Source organism: Ruegeria sp. G5 (assembly GCF_056533365.1).
On the sequence record NZ_JBQFOK010000003.1, the window covers coordinates 35,232 to 60,362 of the forward strand.

Genomic DNA, 25,131 nt, shown 5'->3' on the forward strand with positions numbered 1-25,131 from the left:
AGAGCTTTAATGTCCGCCCCCAAACCCGTCGTTCTTTGTATTCTTGATGGATGGGGTCTGTCAGATGACACCAAGGCGAACGCGCCGTATCTGGCCAACACACCCACATTTGACGCGATTATGGCCAATGGCCCGCACGCCACGCTTATTACGCATGGCCCTGACGTCGGGCTGCCCAGTGGACAAATGGGGAATTCCGAAGTCGGCCATACAAATATCGGCGCGGGCCGTGTTGTTGCGATGGACCTTGGGCAGATCGACTTGGCTATCGAGGACGGTTCGTTCTTTCAGAACACCGCGTTGCAGGACTTCATAGCGCGTGTGAAAGCCGCAGGCGGTACAGCACATATGATGGGGCTGGTTTCTGATGGTGGTGTACATGGTCATGTGAACCACATCGTCGCGGCGGCCAAGGCTGTGACAGATGCCGGTATCCCGGTTGCGCTGCACGCGGTAACAGATGGGCGCGATGTTGCCCCCAAATCCGCTTTTGAGTTCATTGCCCAGTTGGAAAACCGTCTGCCTGACGGGGCGCGTGTCGTGACCGTATGTGGTCGGTACTATGCGATGGATCGCGACAATCGTTGGGAACGGGTCAGCGAAGCATACGCGGCAATGATCAATGCAAAAGGTCGCCTTGCCAGCTCTTCGCAAGAGGCTGTTGAACAAGCTTATCAGAAATCTGAGACTGATGAGTTTATCGTTCCGACGGTTCTGGATGGGTATTCCGGTGTCAAAGACGGTGACGGGTTCTTTTGCCTCAATTTCAGAGCGGATCGCGCGCGTGAGATTCTGCGTGCAATCGGTGAGCCAGACTTCAACGATTTCAAAACAGGCCCACGCCCGGATTTGTCGGGCCTTTTGGGTATGGTTGAGTATTCGGATGGCCACAACGCCTACATGACAACGGTTTTTCCCAAACGGGATATCGTGAACACATTGGGGGAATGGGTCGCGAAGCAAGGTTTACGCCAGTTCCGGCTGGCCGAAACTGAAAAATACCCACATGTAACGTTCTTTTTGAATGGCGGGAAAGAGACGCCCGAACAGGGCGAAGATCGCTTTATGCCAAAATCCCCCAAAGTCGCGACATATGATCTGCAACCCGAGATGTCTTCGGCCGAAGTTACTGCCAAGTTCGTCGAGGCGATAGAGGCCGGCTACGATCTGATCGTGACCAACTATGCCAATCCAGATATGGTGGGGCATACTGGTGACCTTGGGGCCGCGATCAAAGCCTGCGAAGCGGTTGACCAAGGGCTGGCCCAAGTTGTGAAGGCTTTGGAAAAAGTCGGTGGTGCGATGATCGTGACCGCGGATCACGGTAACTGCGAAGTTATGTTCGATCCGGAAACAGGTGGGCCGCACACTGCACACACGTTGAACCCTGTTCCTGTCGCTTTGGTTGGTGGCCCCGAAGGCGCTGCTTTGCGGGATGGGCGCTTGTCTGACCTGGCACCGACACTGCTTGCTTTGATGGAACTGGATCAGCCGGTGGAAATGACGGGGCAGAGCTTGCTGTCATGAGATTGTGCGCCGCCCTTCTTGCGCTTGTTATGGCTTGGCCTGCATTTGCGCAGACTGACCCCTCGACTGCGGCGCTAAACGCGGCGCGGCAACTTGAACAGGCCTCGATCGGGTTGACCGAAGCAGAAAGCGCACGTGATCGGGTGCGTGCTTTGACGGTGACGATTCAGGCTTATGAGGCAGGGTTAACGGCCATGCGCGATGGGTTGCGACAGGCCGCCACGCGTGAAGCACAGCTAAGCGCCGAGCTGCGCGCACGTGAAAAGGACGTGGCTCAGTTACTGGGTGTTCTGCAAACCATAGAAACGACGACACCACCAGTTTTGCTGCTGCACCCTTCTGGGCCTCTGGGGTCTGCCCGGGCCGGAATGATGTTGTCAGAGGTCACGCCTGGACTGAATGCCCGCGCGCAAGCGTTGGCCGAAGACTTGCGCGAAATTCAGACACTTCGGCTTTTGCAACAAAGCGCGTCTGAAACACTGGTCGAAGGTTTGACAGGGGTGCAAACCGCTCGCACCCGCCTAAGCGAAGCGATTGCAGACCGTACCGACCTGCCGCGGCGGTTTGTCGAAGACCCAATTCGCACAGCTATCCTGATCTCTTCGACGGAAACACTGGACGGGTTTGCAAGCGGGCTTTCGTTGATTTCAGAAGGTGAAATCGCTGAAACCGGCGCGGACGTGTCAGACCGGGCTGGTCAGTTGGAGTTGCCGACGCAAGGTGTCATCCTGCATCAGGCGAACGATACGGATGCAGCAGGTGTGACACGCCCGGGCATTGTGCTTGCGACCCGTCCACGAGCAATTGTTACATCGCCAACCGCGGCCACGATCCGGTATCGCGGCCCGCTGTTGGATCTGGGGAATCTGGTCATACTGGAACCCCAGCCGGGTCTTTTGTTTGTCTTTTCCGGCCTTCAGGAAATCTATGGTGAGACCGGTCAGGTCATCCCTGAGGGCACTCCGGTCGGGCTTATGCCCGGTGAAACGCCAGAAATCGGCGCTATTTTGTCAACAAGCGGTGAAGGCACTGGAACTGACCGATCAGAAACGCTCTATATAGAGGTAAGACAAGATAACAGCCCCGTGGACCCGGAATCGTGGTTTCGGACCGACAAGGATGGATAACCGAGTATGAAGAAAATTCTGATGGCCAGTGTGGCCGGAACAGTGGCAGGCATAATTGCAACGACGCAGATCGCAGGTCCGTTGTTGGCGCAAGAGGCTGCTAATAAGGCCAGTGTCTACGAACAATTGGATTTGTTTGGCGATATTTTCGAACGTATCCGCGCGCAATATGTCGAAGAAGTTGAACCCGAAGAGCTGATCGAAGCCGCCATTGACGGGATGCTGACTTCGCTGGATCCACACTCGAGCTATCTGTCGCCTGACGACGCCGAACAGATGCGTGTTCAAACGCGTGGTGAGTTTGGCGGTCTGGGGATTGAAGTCACGCAGGAAGAGGGCTTTGTCAAAGTCGTCTCGCCTATTGATGACACCCCTGCGGATGAAGCCGGAATCGAAGCGGGTGATTTCATCACGCATGTAGATGGCGAAAGCATTCTTGGCCTGACATTGGACAAGGCCGTCGATCTGATGCGGGGTCCGGTCGGATCCGAGATTATCATTACCGTTGTGCGCGAGGGCGAGCCTGATCCGTTCGACATCACAATCATTCGCGACACGATCAAACTAACCGCAGTTCGCGCCAGAACCGAAGGCACCAGTGTCGTACTGCGGGTGACAACCTTTAACGACCAGACGTTCCCAAACCTGCAAGCCGGTTTGAACGAACAAATCGAAGAAATCGGTGGGATCGACAAGGTAAACGGCGTTGTGCTTGATCTGCGCAACAATCCTGGCGGTCTGCTGACCCAAGCGATCAAGGTTTCTGATGCATTCCTGAACGAAGGTGAGATTGTGTCGACTCGTGGTCGTGATCCGGGCGACGGCGAACGTTTCAACGCAACTGTCGGTGATCTGGCCGAAGGTAAGCCTATCGTCGTTCTCATCAACGGCGGCTCGGCTTCTGCGTCCGAGATTGTTGCGGGTGCATTGCAGGATCACCGCCGTGCCATTGTCGTGGGCACCAAGAGCTTTGGTAAGGGGTCCGTGCAGACCGTTATGCCGCTGCGGGGTGACGGGGCGATGCGTCTGACAACGTCGCGGTATTACACGCCGTCTGGTCGCTCGATCCAGGCGTTGGGTGTCAGCCCTGACATCATTGTTGAGCAACCCCGCCCAACGGCTTCGGAAAACGAAGAAGAAGAAACAAATGCACGCACACGGTCCGAGGCTGATCTGCGTGGCAGCCTGAACAACGATAGCCTCAGCGACGATGAAATCCGCCAGATCGAGGAAGATCGCGCCAAGGCCGAGGCGACCGCAGAGCTGCGCGAAGAGGATTATCAATTGGCTTATGCCATCGACATCCTCAAGGGCCTCTCTGCGTTTAACCCGAACGGGCCGTCGCAATAAGTCACAAGGGCCGCCATCAGGGCGGCCCTTTTCTTTTGAGGATCAGCTTTCCACTTTACGTAGCTTTTCTTCATCCAGCAAAATCGCCAAAATCAAACCCACGGCAACTGACGCAGCGGCGAAAATAAAGGCTGTTTGCATACCTGTATCAAAGGCGGCGGCTATTGCTGACCTGACTTTTTCGACCTCTGCCGGTTCAAGCTTATCTAACACGGCCTTAGCAGATTCAGTTGTAAGCGTGCTTCCGTTGATTGCCCGCTGATCTGCTGCTGTCATGCTGATCCCGTCTGCCACTAGTTGCTTGCCAAGACTGGTCAGGCTGGTCACGTACACGATGGCTGTCGCGCAAGCGACCGAGATAGCACCGTAAACCAGATGCGTCATAAAGCTTAGGCCGCCAACCAGCCCCGCGCGCTCGGGTTTTACCGCATTCACAGCTGCCGTACCGGAAGGACCGACGGTTAGTGTCGCCCCCAACCCAATCATGGTCATTCCGGGCAAGATCTGGAAATACCCAAGGCCCGAAGGCATCAGAACGATGCTGATGGCACCGATGGTTGCAATCAGGTACCCCCAGAACAGTAATCGTTTGGGCCCAAAATCGTTGTATAATGTGCCCGAGATAATCGAGCCGACGGCAAGTAAAATGGTCAGTGGTGCCAAACCAAGAGCGGACTGGAACACAGACCACCCCAGAACCTTTTGCATGTATTGCGGGAAATACAACAGCCCGACAAACACCGCCGAGACATTGAACATGTTCAGCCCCAACGTGATCCGAAATTCACGGTTCTGCATCAGCTGCGGCAGAATCAGGGGCTCTTTGACGCGTTTCTCGACCTTTGGAAAAAAGAAAAACAGGGCGGCGCTGACGAAAAATAGCATCAGCAAAGGTACAGAGCCCCATCCCCAATCGGCCCCCACGTCCAGGGCATAAAGCAGCAAAAGTACCGCGAAGGACAAAACGGCCATGCCAGCAAAGTCGAGGTGTTCACCCTGCTTGTGTTGGGTTTCGCGCTCCATCAACAGCAAGGCTGTGGCCATCGAGAGCGTTGAGAAAACAACATTCGCCAGAAAGAACAACCTCCAATCCCCAAAACTGACGGCGGCACCGCTTATCAGGGGCCCAAAAACGTTGCCCGAAGTAACGCCTGCAAGAATAAGGCCCATGATTAGTGCACGATGCTCGGGTTTGGATACCTTGGTTGCGCCATAAGCTAGCGCACAGGGCCAGACACATCCTGTTCCGATGCCTTGTAACGCTCTGGAAATGATTAGAAAATCAAGACTTGGAGATACAAAGCACATGATTGAGGCAAAAAGGAATATCGACAGGCCGATCAACATCATCTTGCGGTGGCCGAACATATCTCCCATGCGACCGCCGGCGACCATGGTCATGGCGAAAAACAGGGCGTAAATATTCAGAACCCACTGGGTACTGGTTATATCCGCGTCAAAGCTGTTTTCAATCGCGGGAACCAGGATAAGAGCGCCGGTAAAATCTATCCCGATCCCAAACCCTGTGATCATCAGGGCAATGACTTTGACTATGCTGGTGCGATCCATAATTGTGCTCAACCCGCTGGAAATAGCGAATATGATGCACAAATTCCGTTTCAAAGATAGGGAACGGGACGCGGACGTCAGGTTTCCGAATTGCGCGCATGTCGGAAAGCGAGCTTCAACATGTCTAGTTCAGCGCGCAACAGGTCTAACTCGGCCCGAAGATCGTTTTCAGCTGGGCTTCCGGCGATGATAGAAAAATCGGCCAGCTTCTGAGATGTTGAGCTATCCATCACGACAAAAGTATGGACGCCATCCGACAAGGCCGTTTTTGGCACCGGAACATGCAAATGCCATCCATCAGGAGCTTCTGTCAGGGTAACGTCTTCTAAAACCTGATCGCGGTAATGAACTTTTAAATCAGGCTGGGCGCTTGCGGCCACATGGGCCAGCCAGATACCGTTTTCCAGACGAAGGGGCGTAAGTACAAGTTGCGTCATTGTCCGGTATCTCACAGGTCAGCGCGATGGTGGCGGCAGAATGTCAAATCACGCACAACCACACGATTCATCGACGGTTTTTCGTATATCAGGTCCAGCCAGACTTTGGTGATGCGCTGCTCATTCAAAGGCAGGTGGGCTAAGTCAAAATCGACTGCGCTTGAGGATGACGAAAGATCGAATGCGCGTAGGACACTGTCCGTATTCGGACCGTGTTGGATGTTGAGGCGAGCTGTAACTGTCAGCATGCGCTCAGTTTCGATATGCGTGTCGACACGTATGAGGTGCTGTTTGGTCAAACCCTTCGCAACGTCATGGGGCAAGTCGATCGACACGGACAGAAATGAGCCCTCAAAGGCAAAAACCTCAGTGCTCAGCCCAAACGGGGCAAGATCTTTTTCCCGGGTGTTGCGGATTTGACGTGCCGCAATCTGACACAAGCCACAATCATGGAACAAGGTCACCTGATCGCCCAAGGGTGCTTTGCGTGGGGCGGAGGCAACGCCGGGGCTGGACAGGGGACCGCGCCAGAGATCCGGACGCCAACTCCAATCGGTTCCAAGTGGTTTGGGAAACTGTGACGAGCCAACAAGCGGTCGTTGCAACCTTCCGTCGGCCTGATGGATCAACCTGTCCAGATGTATGCGCAGTTTGCGCGCCTCGTCTCGCTGTTTTCGCAATTGCTGTACTGCCACTTCGGGCGCGTCTTGCGCGGCTTGTTGCCAGCGCGCAAGAACCCTGCGGTGAATGATGCGATCCAGAAGTCTGCCCATGGTCCAATCGTTTGTCCTTGCCCTTCTTTAGTCAAAGAGCATGCAGGGGATAAAGCTGATTTCGAGGGTTTTATGAATTAATTGTCAGAATTGAGAGAACAGTTTTTTCTGGGCAGGCGGTTTCAGGCCTGCTAGGTCGTTGGCTGTTCTTGCATTCAGGCGGGCCAGTGCGTACCGTCCGGCACCTGATTGCCGTGGATCATCCGAAAAACCGCGTACCTAATTTTTGAGGCAAAGCCGGGGCATGGAACCCACTCTTTTCGCATTCATCTGGAAATACTCGAAAAAGCAACAGCTTGTGTTGCTGATTCTGACCGTTCTGTCATTTCCGTTTCTCTACGCATCGCTAGAGCTACCCAAGCAAATCATCAATGACGCGATTGGTGCGCCTGCAGAGACCGTGACTGTATTGGGCATCACGGTGACACAAATCCAGTACCTTATGATCTTGTGTTTCGCGTTTTTGGCCACCGTGATTGTCAGCGGCCTTATGAAAATGCGCATCAACACGATGAAGGGTGTTCTGGCCGAACGCATGCTGCGCCGATTGCGTTATACACTTATCCACCGCACCATGCGGTTCCCAAGGTCTTATTTTGCCACCACCAGCCAAGGTGAGCTGGTATCGATGATCACGTCAGAGGCCGAGCCGATGGGCGGCTTGATGGGCGATGCGATCGCTCAGCCCGTTTTTCAGTTTGGGCAGATGATGACCATCGTGACTTTCTTGTTCATGCAAAGCGTCTGGTTCGGTCTGGCTAGTATTGCGTTGATCCCGTTGCAGGCCTGGTTAATCCCCAAGCTGCAAAGACAGATCAACTTGCTGAACAAGGATCGAATTCAGCAGGTACGGCAGCTAAGCTCTGAAATCGGCGAAAGCGCAGCGGGCATCAGCGATTTACGCGCAAATGGTGGCTGGCGTTATCGTCTGGCCCAATTCAGCCATCGCCTAGGAACCTTGTTCGAGATCCGCTTCAAGATCTACAACAAGAAATTCTTCATGAAGTTCATCAACAACCTGATCACGCAGATGACTCCGTTTCTGTTCTATTCAGTCGGTGGATATTTGGCGATCAAGGGCGAGGTGACGGTTGGTGCGCTTGTGGCCGCATTGGGTGCTTACAAGGATCTTAGCGGCCCGTGGAAAGACTTGCTGACCTACTACAATCAGGTGCAGGACATGTCTCTGCGCTGGGAAATCGTTACGGAACGGTTTGCACCCGACAACATGATCCCCGAGGAGCTTTTCACCGGAGAACCCGATTCAATTCCCCATCTGGCAGGCGATATTCAGCTGCAGAACGTGACCGTTCGGGACAATGACGGGAAAACCATTCTGGAAGACATCGATTTGGTCATCCCCAAAGGGGCACGGGTTGCAATCCAATCATCAAGCGCGGCCGAACGCAGTGCTTTGGCGCAATTGCTCACGCGTGAGCTGTTGCCGGTGCAAGGGGATGTCATCGTTGCAGGGCACGACCTGCAAGAGTTGCATCAGGCCGTCATCGCTGCCCGGATCGGGTATGCTTACTCTCGGCCTTATCTGTTCGATGGCACACTGGGTGATAACCTGTTGATGCCTCTGCGCACCCGACCACAGCACGAGGTCGAAGCCCAAAAAGCTCCGTCTCGATGGCAGGTCGAAGCCGAGCGCGCCGGTAATCCGATCGACTCGCTCGAAGATGAGTGGATTGATCCGGGGCTGGCAGGTCTTGAGGATATCGAAGACATCCGGGACTGGTGGTTTCAACTGGTCGAAGCGATGGGTATCGACGAATTCATGTTCCGCCGCACTTTACGGACGCAATTCGATCCGGTTCAGCATCCGATGCTGGCACGAGATATCGTTTCTTTGCGAGATCTTGTGGCTGAACGCCTCAAAGAAAAAGGGCTGGACAGATACGTTTATCGCTTTGATCCAGAACGCTTTAACCCCGCGGTCCCCCTTGGGGGTAACTTGCTATATGCGGCCCCGTCACATGACATTTCTCCGGATATTCTGGCGGGTGACGGACGCTTTATGACCATGCTGCGCGCGCATGATCTGGATGATGACGCGATGGGCATTTCAACGGCGGTGCTGAAGACACTGAATCAAACCTTTGGCCGTGACGGAACGGATCACCCGCTGTTCTTGCGATTGGGTATGACGAAGGACATGTATTACCGCCTTTTGGACATTGAGGACCGGCGCAAGGCAAAGGGTGACGACGCCATCTCAGAACGCGAACGGGCTTTGCTTTTGACAGTTCCGTTTTTGTTGACTGCCGAACAGATCGGACCGGACTTTCCTGACAAATACAAAGAAAAGATTTTGTCTATTCGAAGTGGTCAGGCGGATCGGTTGCGGGACTCGATGGACGGCATGTTTATTCCGGTGACACCGGACGCTTATATTGATCGCATGACCGTTATGGAAAACGCGCTGTTCGGTCGTATCTCGCTGATGGCAGGTGCGCATGCTGATGAGATCGAGGATGTTGTTGCCGAAGCCATGAACGAGGCCGGGCTGCGCCGTCGGGCAGCCGCTATCATTTACGACCTGCCTTCGGGTCTGGGTGGGAACAATCTGCCAACCGTATTCCAAGAGCGCGCATCATTCTCGCGGGCGGGCATAAAACGGCCGGATGTATTGATACTGGACAAGGCATTGGCCAGCCACGATTCGGAAAGCCGGTTACGTACACGTTTGAAACTGCGCGAGCTTTTGCCGGATTCGATCATGATCTTTATGGAAGATCACTTTGCGCACCCAGAAGCCTATGATCTGTTTGTCGAAATCAAAGACGGCAGGATTGATGGCGTCTCAAAAACCCATACCGAAGACGAGGTTGGCGCCACCGAGGACCTGAGCCGCAAACTCAAGATCATTTCGTCGACTGAACTGTTTTCAGGCATCGACGGGCGAAACCAACGCCTATTGGCTTTTTCCGCGCAATGGTATGATGCGGCACCTGGTCAGGTTATTTTTTCACGCGGACAAGCGGCTGACGCGGCCTATCTTTGCATTGCAGGCAAGGCGCGACTGGAGTGGCCAGCAGAAAACGGTGAAGAGGCCCGCCCGATATCCGACGTCGAACCGGGCCGCTTGATTGGTGATCTGTCGGTGATCACAAAAGATCCGCGGCAACTGGATCTTGTCGCCGTCAGCGACTGTTCCTTCCTTCGGATCGGCGCGGAAGAACTGCGCGCTGTTGTCGAGAGCGATGCGGGCGTTGCAACGCAACTCCTTGAAACTGTTGCCGGGTATCTCACATCGCTCGCCAATCGCGTCAATGCTGAGAACGCGTCTCTTTTCCTCGAGGTTAATGCTGAGGGCGAGAATGAACGTGCCTGACCAGACCGACTATTCCGCGCACGAACGCCTTGTGCATGAGGCGCGTGAAAAGCCTCAACTCTGGCGTCTTTTCGCTGGCCTGGGGATAGTGGTGGTTCTTGTTACCGTTTTGAACCTGGTGCTGTTTGCCATTCTGTCTGGCATAGGGTCACAGAGTCTGGCGGTGGGTCTTCTCAGAGGATCTTCTCCTGCTGCGATGCTGGTGCTTCTTGGCAGCTTCGGTTTTGTCACGCTGGGCGTGTCTTTGGCCGCCCGGTCTGTGCAAAAACGGTCGTTGCAGTCGATTATTGGACCCATACCGCTGAGCCTTCGGCAATTTTGGCGCGTTTTCAGGGCCTTGCTCATTCTCGGGGTGGTCGTAGCCATCTTGCCTCCGTACGGGATGGGCGAAACTTTGACGCCGAATCTGGCCATGTCCAAATGGCTGATCCTTTTACCTGTTTCGCTTTTAGCCGTGTTGATTCAGACCAGCGCCGAAGAGGTGCTGTTTCGGGGATACATGCAGCAAAGCCTCGCTGCGCGATTCCGCTCTCCTTTTGTTTGGATGGGTGTGCCGTCAGTCTTGTTCGCCGCCGGTCACTATGCGCCTAGTGCGGCCGGTGAAAACGCAGGGCTGATCGCGCTGTGGTCTTGCATGTTTGGTCTTCTGGCTGCTGATTTGACCGCTCGGGCCGGCACCTTGGGGCCTGCTATAGCATTGCATTTCTTCAATAATATGATCGCGCTTTTGTTTATTTCGCTGCCCGATAACCTGAACGGGCTGGCCCTGTTTTTGTTGCCATATGATATGTCTGATGCTGCAGCCTTGCGGCCTTGGTTGTTCGTCGATTTCGCGATGATGATTGCAGGTTGGCTGACAGCACGGATTGCGCTCAGGCGCTGATTGCATTTCTTTCCGTTGCGTCTTATTTGACGTCAAAGCCGCACTAGCAAGGTTCCGACATGAACTGGATCACAAACTACGTCCGTCCCCGGATCAACTCGATCTTCTCGCGCCGGGAGGTGCCGGAAAACCTTTGGCACAAGTGCGGCGAGTGCGGGACAATGCTGTTCCACCGCGAACTGGCTGAGAACCAGAACGTATGCACCCAGTGTGATCACCACATGGCAATCACGCCACGGGATCGTTTCAGACACCTGTTTGATGGCGGGATTTTCACAGAGGTTGATGTTCCTGCCCCCAAAGACGATCCGCTGCAGTTCCGGGATCAAAAGAAATACCCCGACCGAATGAAGTCGGCCCAGAAAAAGACCGGCGAGAAAGAGGCGATGCTGGTCGTCAAGGGTGAAATCGGGCGGACACCGATCATCGCAGCGGCGCAGGACTTTTCGTTCATGGGCGGGTCGATGGGCATGTATGTTGGAAACGCCATCATTGCAGCCGCCCAAGAAGCGGTAAAACTAAAGCGTCCACTCATCTTGTTTTCGGCTGCTGGCGGTGCCCGAATGCAAGAAGGTATCCTCAGCCTGATGCAAATGCCGCGTACGACTGTGGCGGTCGAGATGCTGAAAGAAGCCAACCTGCCATATATCGTTGTATTGACCCACCCGACCACGGGCGGCGTAACGGCGTCCTACGCGATGTTGGGTGACGTGCACATTTCAGAGCCGAATGCCCTGATTTGTTTTGCCGGTCCACGCGTTATTGAACAAACCATTCGGGAAAAACTGCCCGAAGGTTTCCAGCGGGCTGAATACTTGCTGGATCACGGTATGCTGGACCGTGTGACCAAGCGCACCGAAATGCGGGATGAGCTGATTACGATCACCCGTATGCTGATGAACCAGCCTCCTGCGGTGAAAGGTGATCTTCCTGCGCCAAAACCAGCGGAAGTTGAAGTGCCGGAACCGGCTGAAACCTCGGACGAAAAATGACATCACAGTCTTCTGACGTCATCCTGGAAAGAATGATGGCGCTGCATCCCAAGATCATTGATCTGACCTTGGACCGTGTCTGGCGTTTGTTGGCGGCGCTGGACAACCCTCAGACCAAGCTGCCCCCGGTTATTCACATTGCCGGAACCAACGGCAAGGGATCCACGCAAGCCATGATCCGGGCTGGCCTGGAAGGGGCGGGACTGTCCGCGCACGCGTATACATCCCCTCATCTCGCGCGCTTTCACGAACGCATCCGTCTGGCAGGAGAGCTGATTTCCGAGGCTGCTTTGACCGCGGTTCTGGATGAATGCTATGCGGCGAATGGCGGCGAGAATATTACGTATTTTGAAATCACGACCTGCGCTGCGTTGCTGGCGTTTGCCCGGACGCAGGCAGATTATACCCTGCTCGAGGTCGGGTTGGGTGGCCGACTGGACGCGACCAATGTGATCCATGAACCGGCCGTTACGGTGATTACCCCGGTGTCGATAGACCACGAACAGTTTCTGGGAAATACGCTTGGGAAAATCGCGGCTGAAAAGGCCGGTGTCATAAAGGCGGGGGTCCCTTGCATCGTCGGGCCGCAAGAAGACGAAGCGCTAGAGGTCATCGAATACACAGCCGCCCGTCTGGGGGCTCCATTGCTGATCCACGGGCAGCACTGGCACGTGACGGAAGAAAATGGACGGTTGATCTATCAGGACGAAATCGGCTTGCGCGATCTGCCTTTGCCCAACCTTTTGGGCGCGCATCAAATACAAAATGCCGGTGCGGCCCTCGCCGTGTTGCGCCATCGTGAACTTGGTGACGACGCGTATGAGGCCGCAGTCAGCAACGCGCACTGGCCTGCGCGTATGCAACGCTTGAAAACGGGGCCACTGGTTGAACAGGCTCCGCAGGCCGAGGTCTGGTTGGATGGCGGACACAACGCCGCTGCCGGTGCCGCACTGGCCGACGTATTGGCAAAGCTGCCTAAACGCCCAACTCACATGATCTGCGGCATGCTGAACACCAAAGATGTCTCTGGGTATCTCTCACCGCTGGCAAAACAGGCCCAAAGCCTGACCGCAGTTTCGATTCCGGGTGAAACGGCCACTCTGAGCGCTGAAGACACCGCCAAAGCGGCTACCCAGATCGGCATGAGCACCACGACAGCTGACAGTGTTGATGCGGCTTTGCATCAAATTATTGCAGCGGATCCGCAGGCCAGGGTACTTATCTGCGGCTCATTGTATCTCGCCGGAAATATCCTGCGCGAAAACGGCTAATACTTCACCTGGCTTGAAATATCCCGGGGGAGGGGCGCAAAGCGCACCGGGGGCAGAGCCCCCTATTTCCCCCAGTTCTGATCCTGCATCTCACGGAGCCGCGACGCCGTACGCTCAAATTCAAAAGTTCCTTCGCCTTCGACATACAGCATTTCCGGTTCCGCAGCCGCCGAACAGATCAGTCGAACGCGCGCTTCGTATAGCGCATCAATCAGCGTCACAAACCGTTTTGCCTCATTGAAGTTGTTACGCGAAAGGCGAGGTATGTCTTCCAGCACAAGGACTTTGATCGCCTCTGCAATGGCAAGATAGTCCGCGGGACCCAGCATGCGCCCACACAAGTCGTAAAAACTTGCCCGCGCAACACCATTTCGGAACGCGGGCAACTCAACCGTGCGCCCTTTGACATGTAAAACCAAAGGGTCAGCCTTTCCGCCGGACAAGTCATTCCATACGGCGCGCAGGCTCTGCCGTGCTTCAGGCCCGATCGGAGAAAAATAGACTGGCGCCCCCTCCAGCCTGTTTTGCCGATAGTCCGTAGGTGAGACCAGCTCCCAAACCTGTAACTGCTCTTTGATATGAGCAATGAAAGGCAAGAAAAGCTGCCGATTCAAACCGTCCTTGTAAAGATCATCTGGATGTCGATTTGACGTCGTGATTACGACCACACCACCCTCGTAAAGAAGGTCAAACAGACGCCCGACAATCATTGCATCTGTGATGTCGGTGATCTGCATTTCATCGAAGGCTAACAGCTTAACGGATTTCACCACGCTCTGGGCGACAGGTGCCAGCGCATCCTCGACGCCTTCGTTGCGCGCCTTATGCATGCCCGCATGGATTTCCTGCATGAAGGCGTGAAAATGGACACGGCGCGCCGGCACGTCGTCCAGCGCATCGACGAACATATCCATCAACATCGACTTGCCGCGACCCACACCGCCCCAAAGATATAGACCTTTGGGTGGCGGAGGTGCTTTGCGAAACAAACCACGCTTGACCGGCGCTGCGAGCGCAGCCCGGATACGCTCAAATTGCGGTAGAACGGCCTCCTGCGCGTCGTCGCGGGTCAATGTGCCGTCGGCGATGCGCGCTTCGTATAGCGAAATTAAATCCGTCATACCCCGAGGCATACCTTTCGGTTTGAGTGTTGAAAAGCGGCCTTTTTACCGTCGCATCAGATTTGCTTAACCGTGGCGTCAAAACTCATGAATTGACCCGCGGTGGAATTCGGATACCGTCCGTATTCCACCGCTCTGAGGTTTCCATGCCCCAAACCGCTCGTCTCTTGAACCCGATCCTGATTGTCGGGTGCATTATCATCACTGTCAGCTTTGCTGTTCGTGCGTCGTTTGGTGTTTTCCAGATACCGATTGCTGACGAGTTTGGATGGCTGCGCACCGATTTCTCAATGGCAATTGCCATCCAAAATCTGGCGTGGGGCATAGGCCAGCCGATTTTTGGCGCTATAGCTGAGAAAATTGGCGACAGACGCGCGATTGTTTTGGGTGCTCTCACTTACGCGGCCGGGATGCTGCTTACGGCTTGGTCCGTCACACCATTTGAGCATCAGATGTACGCATGGCTAGTGGGCTTTGGCATCGCGGGAACCGGTTTTGGTGTGGTTTTGGCCGTGGTTGGTCGAGCTTCGTCGGATGAGAACCGATCGATGTCACTGGCCATAGTCACCGCAGCGGGCAGCTTTGGGCAAGTTCTGGGTGCCCCGGCAGCCGAGTGGATGTTGTCATTTCTTCCATGGCAGCATGTTTTCATTATTTTCGCTGCCGCGATCCTTGCCCTTGTTCTGACCTTGCCGTTCATGCGTGCACCACAGGCGGCAATGAGAGCCGAAATCGAAGAGAGCATGGGCCATGTCGTAAGGAAAGCGATCAAAGATCCGTCCTACGCTTTGATCTTTCTTGGGTTCTTCAGCTGCGGTTACCAACTTGGCTTCATCACAGCGCATTTCCCCGCATTTGTGACCGAGATGTGCGGCCCGATCCAACCCGGCGGGATATTGCACTCGGTTGGTATCACCACGACTTCGGCCCTGGGGGCTATGGCCATCTCATTGATTGGTCTGGCTAATATTGGGGGCACGCTGATTGCCGGTTGGGCTGGTAAACACTTCTCAAAGAAGTATCTGCTGGCGGGCATCTACACGGCCAGAACGCTTGCGGCGGCGGTCTTTATCATCTTTCCCATCACGCCCGTTTCGGTGGTTGTATTTTCATTGGTTATGGGTTCGCTCTGGCTGGCTACAATCCCGTTGACGTCGGGCCTTGTCGCGCATCTCTATGGGCTGCGCTACATGGGAACGCTGTACGGCATCATCTTCCTAAGTCACCAACTGGGCAGTTTTTTAGGCATCTGGCTTGGCGGCCGTATGTATGATCAATATGGGGACTACACGTTTGTGTGGTGGATCGGAGTAGCCATCGGCGCATTCAGCGCGATCGTTCATCTACCCATCCGCGAGAACCGGCCAGCAGCGGTTGCTGCGGCATGATCAAGCGCGAAATTTCTCGATGATGTACTGACTTGTCATCAGGTCCAGATGCGCGCCGCCGCCATTTTTGAACAAGGTGATGGCTGATGGATCCGGCTTGAACCGGTCCATCGAATAGTAATCTGCAATAAGATCGTCCTGTGTAATCACACCCTGCGCGATAGGTATTTTAACCTCGCCAATGTGATCGACGGTCGTGTCAAAGCTATCGATGAAAATCCGCGCGCGCCTTAGAGCCGTATCATCGGCCTCGCGCATATCGGGTCTATACGCGCCGACCAAATTCAAATGCTGTCCCGGGCGCAACCACTCGCCCTTGATGAATGGTTGGCTGCTCATTGTCGCTGAAACAATGATATCTGCACCGTTCACCGCATCAGGTAAATCTGGCGCAACGCTTACAAAACCTAACCGATCGGCCAAGGCTTCCGCCTTGGCGCTTGTCCGGTTCCATAGTCGTATTTGGGCTTCCGGATATCCGGCTGTAAATGCCTCGCACAATGACTCGGCGACTGGTCCGGCACCGATTACCAGTATTTCCTTGCTCAGGGGGTTGGCCAGCTTCAACGCGCCTAACAGGCTGTCCCCAGCCGTTTTCCATTTCGTGACAAGGAAAAAGTCTACAAGCGCGGTCAAACGACCATCTTTGTCGTCATACAAGCTGACCGAGCCATCGATGACGGGGCGGTCATCCTTGGTATTTTCGGGAAAAATGGTTGTTGATTTGACTGCAATGCCCAACCCGTCGATCCATGCAGATCTGGTCAGCAGCGTATCCGCGCCGCGATACAAAAAACTGTCCTGGATCTTTGCCTTGGGCAACTGATGCCCGGCTTCAAATGCTGCAGCTAGTTCGAGCCAGTTCAGATTGGCTTCGCCTTCGGCAAAGGGAATTTGCAATACGTTCACTTTGCCTCGCTTTCGGTCAGCAAACCTTCGGCTACCAAGCGATCCGCCCAGCCTTGTGAGCCGTCAAACAGATGAGTTTTCCAGCCCCTCGCCCGCGCGGTTTCGATGTTTTCGATCCGGTCATCGGCAAACAGCAAGGTTTCGGGCGCCAAACCGCAATCTTCTTCGACCATTTGATAGATCGGGGGATGCGGTTTCACAGTCTTCATTCTGCCCGAAACATATTGGCGGTCAAAATCGTTCAGGAATGGATAAATACCTGTTGCATAGTCAAAGTTTTGCACTCCGAAATTGGTTAAGGCAAAAACAGGCACGCCTTTTTCTCGCAATGCGCGCTGCAGGCGAACCGAATGTGGAATGGCCGGAGATGCAAGTTCAATCCAGTTGTCATGCCACATTCGGATTTCATCGCCCCAATCGGGGTATTTTTCCGCCCAGTTGTAAATCGTGTCCGTAAAGTGATGACCCTGATCCACCAGATCATTCATCCCATGCAAATCTACTTCTGTGAACATGGCTCGGCGTCGTTCTTCGCCGATTGTTCGATCATAATAGCGCTCTGGCTGCCATTCGATCAGCACGTTTCCAATATCGAAAATCACAGCCTCAATAGGCATAGAGCCACCTTTTCATTCAAAACGCTTTTTAATGACTGAACCAATCACGGCTTGATTATTCAAGACCCAAACGCAGCGCGAAGCGCTGCCCGGCCCAACTGTCGAGGTCGCATCTTTGATGCGCCCTTGCCAGGCGGGAGACCTACCGTTTTTTAGCTGCCCGCAACTCACGTTCCAGCGCGTCCAGAAACCTTGAGCGATCCGCTTTCGCAAATGGTTTTCCACCCCCACCCGCGCCCAACGGGTTAGCAGCTCGCAAATCTGCCATAAGGTCGCGCATTGCCAATTGCTGTCCAATATTGGCCGCTGTAAAAGCCTCGCCGTTGGGGCGAAGGACTTGAGCACCGGCTTCAATGCACTTGGATGCCAGGGGAATATCGGATGTTACAACGACGTCGCCCTCGCCACAGCGTTCAGCAATCCATTTGTCCGCTTCGTCGGCGCCTTGTGAAACAACGACTACTTGTACCAACGGGTTCTGCGACGGCCTCAGACCTCCATTCGACACCAACGCCATTGGTATTCCGTGCCGTGTTGCAACGCGTTCGGCTTCGGCTTTTACCGGGCAGGCGTCGGCGTCAATATAGACCGTAGTCACGCCTTTTTTGCCTGTTTCGCGGCAGGCTTTTTCTTGACCTTGAATTCATCGGGGATGGGCATCCTGTTAAACGCATCCAGCCCGGCAATCTTATAAGCCTCGGCCAGGGTCGGATAGTTAAACGTGTTCTGCACAAAATAGTCGACGGTGCCTTTAAGGTTCAGAACGGCCTGCGCGATATGGATGAGTTCTGTCGCGCCCTCACCGACGATCTGAACGCCCAGAACCCGGCGGGTTTTCAGCGAAAAGAGCATCTTCAGCATTCCATGCTCGAGCCCCATGATATGCCCGCGTGAGGTTTCGCGAAACCGCGCCACGCCTACTTCGTAGGGGATGCCTCGTTCCTGAAGTTCTTCTTCGGACATTCCACAGGTTGATATTTCGGGAACCGAATAGATGCCGTATGGGTACCACGGGCTTTCCGGCAGTGTTGGCGTCTCCAGGGCATGACATGCCGCGACACGCCCTTGTTGCAGGGATGTTGACGCCAGCGAAGGGTGGCCGATGACGTCGCCTGTCGCATAGATGTGCGGCACAGAAGTCTGGTAGGTTTTTCGGTCGACTTCGATCCGATTCCGGTGGTCGGTTTGCAACCCGACCGCATCCAGATTAAGCGCCGAAGTCGCGCCCATGCGCCCTGCCGCAAACAACAGCATCTCTGCCCGCACATGGCGCCCGTTTTCAAGCGTCACCTCAACATGACCGCCTGCGTCTTCGATCTTTTCAACAGCAGAGCCCAGCCGCAAGTCGACACCATTTTCCCGAATCTGGTGTGTGAAATCATGGATCAGGCGGCTATCGATGAAATCCAAAAAGGTGTCGCGTGGCTCGATCAAAGTGACCCGGACATCCAGCGCTGAGAACATTGTCGCATACTCGACCCCGATAACGCCGGCACCGATCACGCACAATGACCGGGGAATAGCGGCCATTTCCAAGAACTCATCCCCATCTACAACGGTCGTGCCGTTGAACGGGACGTAATCAGGGCGGTAGGTTTTGGTTCCAGTGGCAATCAGGAACTTGGCTGCCGTGACGCGTGTCGTGTCCCCGGCGTCGGTAGCAACCTCAACCTCATGCGGGCCTACAAACCGCGCCAGACCGTTCAGGGTCTCTACGTGGTTTCGGTTGAACTGATGCTCCAGCACGTCAACTTCGTGGTCCAGCGTCATATGCAACCGCGCCTTGAGATCTTCGGCGCGGATATGATCTTTTACCCGGTACGAACGGCCGTAAAAGCTCCGCTCGCGCCAACCTGACAGGTTCAACACGGTTTCGCGCAGCGTTTTCGATGGGATGGTTCCGGTATGCACCGAGACACCGCCCAGCCGATCTTTGCGGTCAATCACCAAAACACGTCTTTGCAGCTTTCCGGCTTGAATGGCCGCTGCCCGCCCAGAGGGTCCGGATCCAATGATGATCAGGTCGTAGTCATATTTTCTCATGCCTCAGTCTCCGTACAGCGCCTCGGCGTGGAATGTGATGTGGTCTTCCATGAAGGTGGACACGAAGAAATAGGAATGGTCATAGCCCGGCTGAAGCCGGTAAGTTGCCTGCTGACGGCGTTCAGCAATTGCCTGTGCCAGTGCTTCGGGGCGCAAAAGATCGATGAATTGGTCATTGGCACCCGTGTCGATCAACACCGGGCCGTCAAATCCGGTATCCTTCATGACAAGCGCAGCATCATGCTTTGCCCAGGCTGCTTCATCCGTTCCGAGGTAAGCGCTCAACTGTTTGCGCCCCCAGTCCGCGCCGGTAGGGTTCGAGATTGGAGCAAAGGCTGAAACCGAACGATACCGACCCGGCAGGTTCATCGCCAAAGTAAGCGCGCCGTGACCACCCATGGAGTGCCCCGTGATGGCCTGACGGTCGGAATCGATTGCAAAGTTCTCGGCCAATAAGGCGGGCAATTCCTCGGCCACATAGTCCCACATCTTGAAATGTGGGGCCCAGGGTTCTTGTGTTGCGTTTACGTAAAAACCGGCGCCCTGACCCAGATCGTAGTCGTCATGGTCTGCCACGCCCTCTCCGCGCGGGGATGTGTCGGGGAACACGACCGCGATCCCCTGTTCAGCAGCCCATGCCTGCGCGCCCGCTTTGGTCATCGCATTCTCATGGGTGCAGGTCAGACCGGACAAATACCACAAAACCGGTACGGGACCGTCTTTCGCTTCGGCGGGTAGAAACAGGCCAAAAGTCATGTCGCATTGGCACGCAGTCGAAGCGTGGCGGTAGACGCCCTGAACGCCTCCGAAACAGGCATTTTCCGAAACGGTTTCCATTTGGCATATGTCCTTAAGTTGAGTTTGCGCCATGGCTAACCGCACAAGGCGCGTGCGTAAAGCCTGTGCGCGGCAGGTAACGGGGATTTTTCGGCAGGGTCAGGATCAGGGTGTTCCGACCCACGCGATAACCAGAGGAACGGTTAAAATACTGGCAGCTGTCGATAGCAGAATGGCGGCTGAAGCCCGGTGTGGGGCCACACCGTAGTGAGCGGCCAGCATATAGACGTTCCCGGCAACCGGTAGTGCCGCCGCTGCTATGGCGACGGTCGCTGGAAATGCCTGAACCGGGACAATCCAAATAAGCGCAACTGCGACGCAGGCCGGGTGCACGACCAATTTACAGAAACTCAACCAGCCTGCTACCTGAACACGCTCGGCTGACTTGCTGGCCAACGAGGCTCCGATCGCAAATAAAGCCCCCGGCGTTGCGGCCCCACCTAGGATTGTCAGAAAATCGTTCAAAGGGGCAGGGACCGGAACCTGAAACGCGGACCACAACATACCGGCCGAGATCGATACGATCATCGGGTTTTGCACCAAACCTTTTCCGATTTGACGAAATGTTGCTGGCGTCAGTTTGCCATCTCGACCGCCATTGATCAGGATTACAATCAGGGATGAAAAGACAACCAGATCGACGGTCAGCAAGAGCATTACAGGCCCGATGGCAGCTTCGGTGAACAACAGGGCCAGCATTGGCAGCCCCAGAAACCCGACATTCCCGATCGCGGCGCATTGTGCCTCGACCGCAGCGGTCGGGACATCAAGCCCCCGTATCCAAGCCACAACAGTCGCTAAAACATAAACGACGACCGTTCCCATCAGATAGCCGACGACCAGGCGGGCGTTGAATATTTCGTCAAAGGGCAACGTGGCCGCGAACCGAAACAGCATCGCCGACAGGGCAAAATAGAATACAAATTTGGTTAGATAGGCGGTGGCTTCCTCGGTAAAAAAGCGGGTGCGGCCCGCCCAGTAACCCAAGCCGATGATCGCGAAAAAAGGAAGTGTACGCAGAAAGATATCGACCATGCCCGAAGTGTTAGCATGGTTTGGCCGCGCGACAAGCCCGGCGCGAACGCAATTTGGCATTGTCACGGCACGCAGGTCAGGCGAGATTTTATAACTTCTGTCGCTTCATGCTGCGCAAAACGTGCGAGAATCCTTGTATCTGAACTGACCGGTTTATAAACTTACAACCAGACCGCCAGGAGACGCCATGACTGAAACAGCCACCATTTTGCGCACCGGCCGCAAATTCGATCAGGTTCTAAAGGGCGCCCGAGAGGTGTTCATGGCAGACGGGTTCGAGGGCGCAAGCGTTGATGAAATCGCCCGTGTTGCAGGTGTATCCAAGGCGACTCTCTACAGTTATTTCCCGGATAAGCGCCTGCTTTTCATGGAAGTTGCTCAGAATGAATGTACGCGAATGGCAGAGAAAGTTGTCTCAATGGTGGATGAGACACTGCCCGCGCGTGAGGTTCTGACAATCACGGCGACCCAATTGACAGGATTTCTGGTGTCCGAGTTCGCACAACAGGTTTTCCGTATCTGCGTGGCCGAGCGGGACCGGTTCCCGGAACTGGGTCAGGCGTTCTACGAAGCTGGTCCAAAACACGGCACTGGGCACATTGCCGAATATTTGAACAAGGCCGTCCAAAAAGGAGAGTTGGTGATCGAAGACGCCCAACTCGCGGCCGAGCAGTTCTCGGAATTGTGTAAGGTTCGGATCTGGACGCGATCCGCTTTTGGCATCCAGACCAGCTTTTCTCCGGCCGAGATCGATGAAATCGCGCTGCAGGCTGTTGATATGTTCATGGCGCGATATGGTGCCTGACGGCATGAAGCGCAAAGCCGTGGTCAAAAATTAAGCGTTTTTGTGCATAAGGCATGTGTCTTTGCCCCTTAGATTTGACAGGCTATTCATTCTAAAGAACCCTCGGGCCGACAAAGTGAAGGGCGTGTGAATTTTGACCAGTGAAAATACCAGTTTTTCCCGGCGTTTGAACGAATTGCTTGTGCAGATTTACCCCGACCACGATCAGTCCGAGCTGGCCGGGAAGATTACGGATGCGTTCTGGCCACTTCACACGCACAAGCGCAAGCAGGGGCGAAAGCCCGGCAATAAGCTGTGGTCGGAAAAAGACAGTGTTCTAATTACCTACGGCAATTCAATAGAGGATCAGGTGCACAAGCCGCTTGATCTACTTCATGATTTTCTGGTTCGCCACCTGACGGGTGTCGTCAACGGTGTTCATATCCTGCCGTTTTTCCCGTTTACGTCTGATGATGGTTTTGCTGTCTCGGATTACTACAGTGTCAGCACGCAACTTGGTGATTGGCCTGACATCACGCGCATCGCGGATGATTTTCACCTGATGTCCGATCTCGTCCTGAACCATGTCTCAAGCCAGGGGGGATGGTTCACGAATTATCTTCAGGGCAAATCTCCTCATGACCGGTTTTTCTTTGAGGCCACGCCCGAAGACGATCTGTCACAGGTCGTTCGACCGAGGACAACGCCGCTTTTGCGGCAAGTCGAAACGAGTTTGGGCGAGAAATACGTTTGGTGTACGTTTTCTCATGATCAGGTCGATCTGGATTTCTCAAACCCCGAAGTGCTGATCGAGATGCTGCGGATTATCCGCCTGCATATCGACAAAGGTGTGCGAATTCTGCGACTTGATGCGGTGGCGTTCATTTGGAAGGAAATTGGGACCAATTGTATCCATCTGCCACAAACGCACGCCATAGTTCAGCTGTTGCGGCTGCTGTGTGATTACACAACTGAAACGCTTGTTCTGCTGACGGAAACTAATGTTCCGCGCACCGAGAACCTCAGTTATTTTGGCAACCGAAACGAGGCACACGCGGTCTATAATTTCCCTCTTCCGCCGTTGATCCTGCATGCGATGCAATCGGGCACTGCCCAGTATCTGCGGGAATGGCAGTCGGCGATGCCGCCAGCCCAACTTGGGTGCGCCTACCTGAATTTCACAGCCAGCCATGACGGGATCGGGATGCGTCCCGCCGAAGGGCTGCTTCCGCCGGATGAGAAAGAGCGCATGATCGACACAGTTCGCCGGATTGGAGGGCTCGTGTCGATGCGCGCGCTACCGGACGGGCGCGAAGAGCCATACGAAGTGAATTGCGGTTATTTCGAAGCCATGACCGAGACGTTTCATGGGCCCGATCAATATCATTTGGCGCGTTTCATCTGTTCGCAGACAATCGTTATGTCACTGGAAGGCATACCTGCGTTTTACATTCACTCGTTACTGGCGACCCCAAACGACTACGACGCTGTTGAACGGCGCGGCATGAACCGCGCAATCAACCGACATCGATGGCATTACCCCGATCTGCTGGCCCGTTTGGCCGATCCAGGCTCGAACCAGGCTTTGGTGTTGTCCGAGCTTTCCAAGCGCATCCGGTTACGCGCCCAGCAGCCAGCCTTTCATCCGAACGCCACGCAATTCACGTTGCGATTGGACGATCGTGTCTTTGGTGTATGGCGACAGAGTCTGGACCGTAGCCAATCCATCTTTGCCTTGCACAATGTGTCACCGGAACATGTTTACGTCAGCCCCGCAGAAATGAATATGATCGCCGAAGAAGTTTGGACCGACGCCCTGACTGGGGAAATACTGGCCACCAATGGCCCCGATATTGTTCTGGCGCCGTATCAATGCCGATGGATCACGAACGCGGGGTGAATTCATCCAAATCGTTTGCAACGGCGGATTTCAGGCGCAGTAGAAACTCAGGGTCTGCGGAATGAACGCGGTTCCAGGTTGGGATAAACGGCGTTTCATGCGGATTGTCTAAAAAGATCTGGCCCGCGCGGATGATGTTTTCGGCGAATAACTCGATGGACTTCTCTTCCTTGTGTCGATCCAGTTCCAGCCCGTTCATCTTTGCGTCTGTATAATACCCCTCGAGCAGATCGAGCGCGGACCGATAGTAAGTGGCCTTTAAGGTGCGGAACGTGTTCGGTGTAAAAACCGTGCCGTCGGCCGCCAGTTTACGGAAAATGGCCTTGCAGATATCTGTAGACATCCGGCTGAGCCCCCGATTGGCGTCTTCCGCAGACAGGGTTTGGTGTTTGTGATCATAGTTGTCTGCGATCTCAACCTGGCAGACCGACTTTGGTGCCAGATTGCGCCAGGCTTCTGACAGAACACCGATTTCAAGGCCCCAATCTGAAGGGATGCGAAGATCGGGCAGGGTAGGGGTGCGAATGGCGAATTCACCCGAAAGCGGGTATCGAAAGCTGCGCAAATAGTCGAGGTAGTCCCGATCGCCGATGACTTTCTTCAACGCGATCAACAAAGGGCTAACAAGCAGGCGGGTCACCCGACCGTTGAGCTTTCCGTCACCGATGCGGGGGTAAAAGCCTTTGGCCATCTGGAAAGGGAAAGTGGGATTGACCACGGGGTAAACCAGCCGGTCCAGCATTTCACGATTATAGGTGACGATATCGCAATCATGGATCGCCATGACTGAACTGTCGGCGCAGGCCAACAGGTAGCCGATGCATGACCAGACGTTTTTGCCCTTTCCGGGCTCTTGCGGGGCCAAACCCAATTCGCGCAAGTGGCTTTCCAACTCGGTCAAACGAGGGCTGTCATTCCAGACGACGGCATGGTTTTGCGGAAGTGTAGAAAAGAACGCTCGGGCTTTTCGATACTGCTCTTCGTCCGCCTGATCCAGACCTATGATAATGCGGTGCAAATAAGGAACTTGTTTGAGTTCGTGTAGTATCCCAGCCAGCGCAGGCCCTTCCAATTCTGAATAGAGGCACGGCAGGATCAGGGTGATTTTGCGGGTTTCAGCAAACACTGCGATCTCATGTGCCAGCTGCCCAGCAGACCGACTGCGTAAGTTATGTAAGGTCGTAATGTTTCCGTTTTGATGGAAATCTGCCATTCGAATTGCCTCGTATCT

21 protein-coding genes are annotated in these 25,131 nt (G+C 54.7%); 10 read left to right on the forward strand and 11 right to left on the reverse strand.

The window, feature by feature from the left end:
• The first annotated feature begins 9 nt into the window (after window positions 1-9).
• The 3 genes from gpmI to ACR0BD_RS06225 are packed head-to-tail and all read left to right on the forward strand — an operon-like array spanning window position 10 to window position 4,004.
• Window positions 10-1,527, forward strand: a complete 1,518-nt coding sequence (gpmI, locus tag ACR0BD_RS06215) for a 2,3-bisphosphoglycerate-independent phosphoglycerate mutase (protein ID WP_480829455.1) — start codon at window positions 10-12, stop codon at window positions 1,525-1,527.
• A complete protein-coding gene (locus tag ACR0BD_RS06220) occupies window positions 1,524-2,654 on the forward strand; it encodes a murein hydrolase activator EnvC family protein (RefSeq protein WP_480829456.1) in 1,131 nt (376 codons plus the stop codon). The genes gpmI and ACR0BD_RS06220 overlap by 4 nt, the downstream gene beginning before the upstream one ends.
• A 6-nt stretch (window positions 2,655-2,660) precedes the next feature.
• Window positions 2,661-4,004 carry a S41 family peptidase gene (locus ACR0BD_RS06225; RefSeq protein WP_480699827.1) on the forward strand — a complete coding sequence of 448 codons (1,344 nt, stop codon included), beginning with the start codon at window positions 2,661-2,663 and terminating at the stop codon, window positions 4,002-4,004.
• A 42-nt stretch (window positions 4,005-4,046) separates the two neighbouring features.
• Here the strand turns inward: ACR0BD_RS06225 and ACR0BD_RS06230 are convergent, their stop codons facing one another.
• The 3 genes from ACR0BD_RS06230 to ACR0BD_RS06240 all read right to left on the reverse strand — a co-directional run bounded on the left by ACR0BD_RS06230 (window position 4,047) and on the right by ACR0BD_RS06240 (window position 6,783).
• Entirely contained in the window at window positions 4,047-5,573 is a 1,527-nt protein-coding gene (locus ACR0BD_RS06230; protein ID WP_480829460.1) for an MFS transporter, read from the reverse strand.
• A gap of 77 nt (window positions 5,574-5,650) precedes the next feature.
• Window positions 5,651-6,010, reverse strand: a complete 360-nt coding sequence (locus tag ACR0BD_RS06235; RefSeq protein WP_480829461.1) for a hypothetical protein — start codon at window positions 6,008-6,010, stop codon at window positions 5,651-5,653.
• Between the two features lie 11 nt (window positions 6,011-6,021).
• On the reverse strand, window positions 6,022-6,783 hold the full coding sequence (locus ACR0BD_RS06240) for a DUF6478 family protein (RefSeq protein WP_480829463.1): 762 nt from the start codon (window positions 6,781-6,783) through the stop codon (window positions 6,022-6,024).
• 244 nt (window positions 6,784-7,027) lie between these two features.
• On the opposite strand from ACR0BD_RS06240, the gene ACR0BD_RS06245 reads away from it, so the two are divergent.
• From ACR0BD_RS06245 to ACR0BD_RS06260, 4 genes are read left to right on the forward strand one after another with little or no spacing between them, the layout of a single operon-like run.
• Complete coding sequence (locus ACR0BD_RS06245; RefSeq protein WP_480829465.1) at window positions 7,028-10,120, forward strand: ABC transporter transmembrane domain-containing protein; 3,093 nt, start codon at window positions 7,028-7,030, stop codon at window positions 10,118-10,120.
• The gene (locus ACR0BD_RS06250; RefSeq protein WP_480829466.1) at window positions 10,107-11,003 is read left to right on the forward strand and encodes a CPBP family intramembrane glutamic endopeptidase; all 897 of its coding nucleotides are present in this window, start codon (window positions 10,107-10,109) and stop codon (window positions 11,001-11,003) included. Before ACR0BD_RS06245 ends, ACR0BD_RS06250 begins: the two co-directional genes overlap by 14 nt.
• A 59-nt stretch (window positions 11,004-11,062) precedes the next feature.
• On the forward strand, window positions 11,063-11,995 hold the full coding sequence (gene accD, locus ACR0BD_RS06255) for an acetyl-CoA carboxylase, carboxyltransferase subunit beta (protein ID WP_480829467.1): 933 nt from the start codon (window positions 11,063-11,065) through the stop codon (window positions 11,993-11,995).
• Window positions 11,992-13,266, forward strand: coding sequence for a bifunctional folylpolyglutamate synthase/dihydrofolate synthase (locus ACR0BD_RS06260; protein WP_480829470.1), 1,275 nt, complete (start codon window positions 11,992-11,994; stop codon window positions 13,264-13,266). Before accD ends, ACR0BD_RS06260 begins: the two co-directional genes overlap by 4 nt.
• A 62-nt stretch (window positions 13,267-13,328) precedes the next feature.
• On the opposite strand, the gene zapE is transcribed toward ACR0BD_RS06260, so the two are convergent.
• Window positions 13,329-14,387, reverse strand: a complete 1,059-nt coding sequence (gene zapE, locus ACR0BD_RS06265) for a cell division protein ZapE (protein ID WP_480829472.1) — start codon at window positions 14,385-14,387, stop codon at window positions 13,329-13,331.
• Between the two features lie 146 nt (window positions 14,388-14,533).
• Between zapE and ACR0BD_RS06270 the strand changes: the two genes are divergently transcribed.
• Window positions 14,534-15,775 (forward strand): MFS transporter, encoded by a 1,242-nt coding sequence (locus tag ACR0BD_RS06270; protein WP_480829473.1) that lies wholly within the window; start codon window positions 14,534-14,536, stop codon window positions 15,773-15,775.
• Here the strand turns inward: ACR0BD_RS06270 and ACR0BD_RS06275 are convergent, their stop codons facing one another.
• The 6 genes from ACR0BD_RS06275 to ACR0BD_RS06300 all read right to left on the reverse strand — a co-directional run bounded on the left by ACR0BD_RS06275 (window position 15,776) and on the right by ACR0BD_RS06300 (window position 21,216).
• Window positions 15,776-16,684 (reverse strand): ornithine cyclodeaminase family protein, encoded by a 909-nt coding sequence (locus ACR0BD_RS06275; protein ID WP_480829475.1) that lies wholly within the window; start codon window positions 16,682-16,684, stop codon window positions 15,776-15,778.
• Entirely contained in the window at window positions 16,681-17,301 is a 621-nt protein-coding gene (locus ACR0BD_RS06280) for an HAD family hydrolase (RefSeq protein ID WP_480829476.1), read from the reverse strand. The genes ACR0BD_RS06275 and ACR0BD_RS06280 overlap by 4 nt, the downstream gene beginning before the upstream one ends.
• 142 nt (window positions 17,302-17,443) lie before the next feature.
• Entirely contained in the window at window positions 17,444-17,899 is a 456-nt protein-coding gene (locus tag ACR0BD_RS06285; protein WP_480829477.1) for a YaiI/YqxD family protein, read from the reverse strand.
• Window positions 17,896-19,344 carry a Si-specific NAD(P)(+) transhydrogenase gene (gene sthA, locus ACR0BD_RS06290; RefSeq protein WP_480699814.1) on the reverse strand — a complete coding sequence of 483 codons (1,449 nt, stop codon included), beginning with the start codon at window positions 19,342-19,344 and terminating at the stop codon, window positions 17,896-17,898. Before sthA ends, ACR0BD_RS06285 begins: the two co-directional genes overlap by 4 nt.
• Window positions 19,345-19,347: 3 nt before the next feature.
• Window positions 19,348-20,181 carry an S-formylglutathione hydrolase gene (gene fghA, locus ACR0BD_RS06295; RefSeq protein ID WP_480699813.1) on the reverse strand — a complete coding sequence of 278 codons (834 nt, stop codon included), beginning with the start codon at window positions 20,179-20,181 and terminating at the stop codon, window positions 19,348-19,350.
• A 105-nt stretch (window positions 20,182-20,286) separates the two neighbouring features.
• On the reverse strand, window positions 20,287-21,216 hold the full coding sequence (locus tag ACR0BD_RS06300) for an AEC family transporter (RefSeq protein WP_480829478.1): 930 nt from the start codon (window positions 21,214-21,216) through the stop codon (window positions 20,287-20,289).
• A gap of 187 nt (window positions 21,217-21,403) precedes the next feature.
• On the opposite strand from ACR0BD_RS06300, the gene ACR0BD_RS06305 reads away from it, so the two are divergent.
• Window positions 21,404-22,021: a TetR/AcrR family transcriptional regulator gene (locus tag ACR0BD_RS06305; RefSeq protein WP_480829479.1), complete on the forward strand. Its 618-nt coding sequence runs from the start codon at window positions 21,404-21,406 to the stop codon at window positions 22,019-22,021.
• A gap of 166 nt (window positions 22,022-22,187) precedes the next feature.
• Window positions 22,188-23,900 (forward strand): sugar phosphorylase, encoded by a 1,713-nt coding sequence (locus ACR0BD_RS06310; protein ID WP_480829480.1) that lies wholly within the window; start codon window positions 22,188-22,190, stop codon window positions 23,898-23,900.
• On the opposite strand, the gene ACR0BD_RS06315 is transcribed toward ACR0BD_RS06310, so the two are convergent.
• Complete coding sequence (locus ACR0BD_RS06315; protein ID WP_480699809.1) at window positions 23,884-25,113, reverse strand: glycosyltransferase family protein; 1,230 nt, start codon at window positions 25,111-25,113, stop codon at window positions 23,884-23,886. The genes ACR0BD_RS06310 and ACR0BD_RS06315 overlap by 17 nt on opposite strands.
• Window positions 25,114-25,131: the final 18 nt, after the last annotated feature.

Bases quoted from the DNA above. Each gene is read 5' to 3' on its own strand.
- gpmI (WP_480829455.1), top strand. From the start codon at position 10: ATGTCCGCCCCCAAACCCGTCGTTCTTTGTATTCTTGATGGATGGGGT.
- ACR0BD_RS06220 (WP_480829456.1), top strand. From the start codon at position 1,524: ATGAGATTGTGCGCCGCCCTTCTTGCGCTTGTTATGGCTTGGCCTGCA.
- ACR0BD_RS06225 (WP_480699827.1), top strand. From the start codon at position 2,661: ATGAAGAAAATTCTGATGGCCAGTGTGGCCGGAACAGTGGCAGGCATA.
- ACR0BD_RS06230 (WP_480829460.1), bottom strand. From the start codon at position 5,573: ATGGATCGCACCAGCATAGTCAAAGTCATTGCCCTGATGATCACAGGG.
- ACR0BD_RS06235 (WP_480829461.1), bottom strand. From the start codon at position 6,010: ATGACGCAACTTGTACTTACGCCCCTTCGTCTGGAAAACGGTATCTGG.
- ACR0BD_RS06240 (WP_480829463.1), bottom strand. From the start codon at position 6,783: ATGGGCAGACTTCTGGATCGCATCATTCACCGCAGGGTTCTTGCGCGC.
- ACR0BD_RS06245 (WP_480829465.1), top strand. From the start codon at position 7,028: ATGGAACCCACTCTTTTCGCATTCATCTGGAAATACTCGAAAAAGCAA.
- ACR0BD_RS06250 (WP_480829466.1), top strand. From the start codon at position 10,107: ATGAACGTGCCTGACCAGACCGACTATTCCGCGCACGAACGCCTTGTG.
- accD (WP_480829467.1), top strand. From the start codon at position 11,063: ATGAACTGGATCACAAACTACGTCCGTCCCCGGATCAACTCGATCTTC.
- ACR0BD_RS06260 (WP_480829470.1), top strand. From the start codon at position 11,992: ATGACATCACAGTCTTCTGACGTCATCCTGGAAAGAATGATGGCGCTG.
- zapE (WP_480829472.1), bottom strand. From the start codon at position 14,387: ATGACGGATTTAATTTCGCTATACGAAGCGCGCATCGCCGACGGCACA.
- ACR0BD_RS06270 (WP_480829473.1), top strand. From the start codon at position 14,534: ATGCCCCAAACCGCTCGTCTCTTGAACCCGATCCTGATTGTCGGGTGC.
- ACR0BD_RS06280 (WP_480829476.1), bottom strand. From the start codon at position 17,301: ATGCCTATTGAGGCTGTGATTTTCGATATTGGAAACGTGCTGATCGAA.
- sthA (WP_480699814.1), bottom strand. From the start codon at position 19,344: ATGAGAAAATATGACTACGACCTGATCATCATTGGATCCGGACCCTCT.
- fghA (WP_480699813.1), bottom strand. From the start codon at position 20,181: ATGGAAACCGTTTCGGAAAATGCCTGTTTCGGAGGCGTTCAGGGCGTC.
- ACR0BD_RS06300 (WP_480829478.1), bottom strand. From the start codon at position 21,216: ATGGTCGATATCTTTCTGCGTACACTTCCTTTTTTCGCGATCATCGGC.
- ACR0BD_RS06305 (WP_480829479.1), top strand. From the start codon at position 21,404: ATGACTGAAACAGCCACCATTTTGCGCACCGGCCGCAAATTCGATCAG.
- ACR0BD_RS06315 (WP_480699809.1), bottom strand. From the start codon at position 25,113: ATGGCAGATTTCCATCAAAACGGAAACATTACGACCTTACATAACTTA.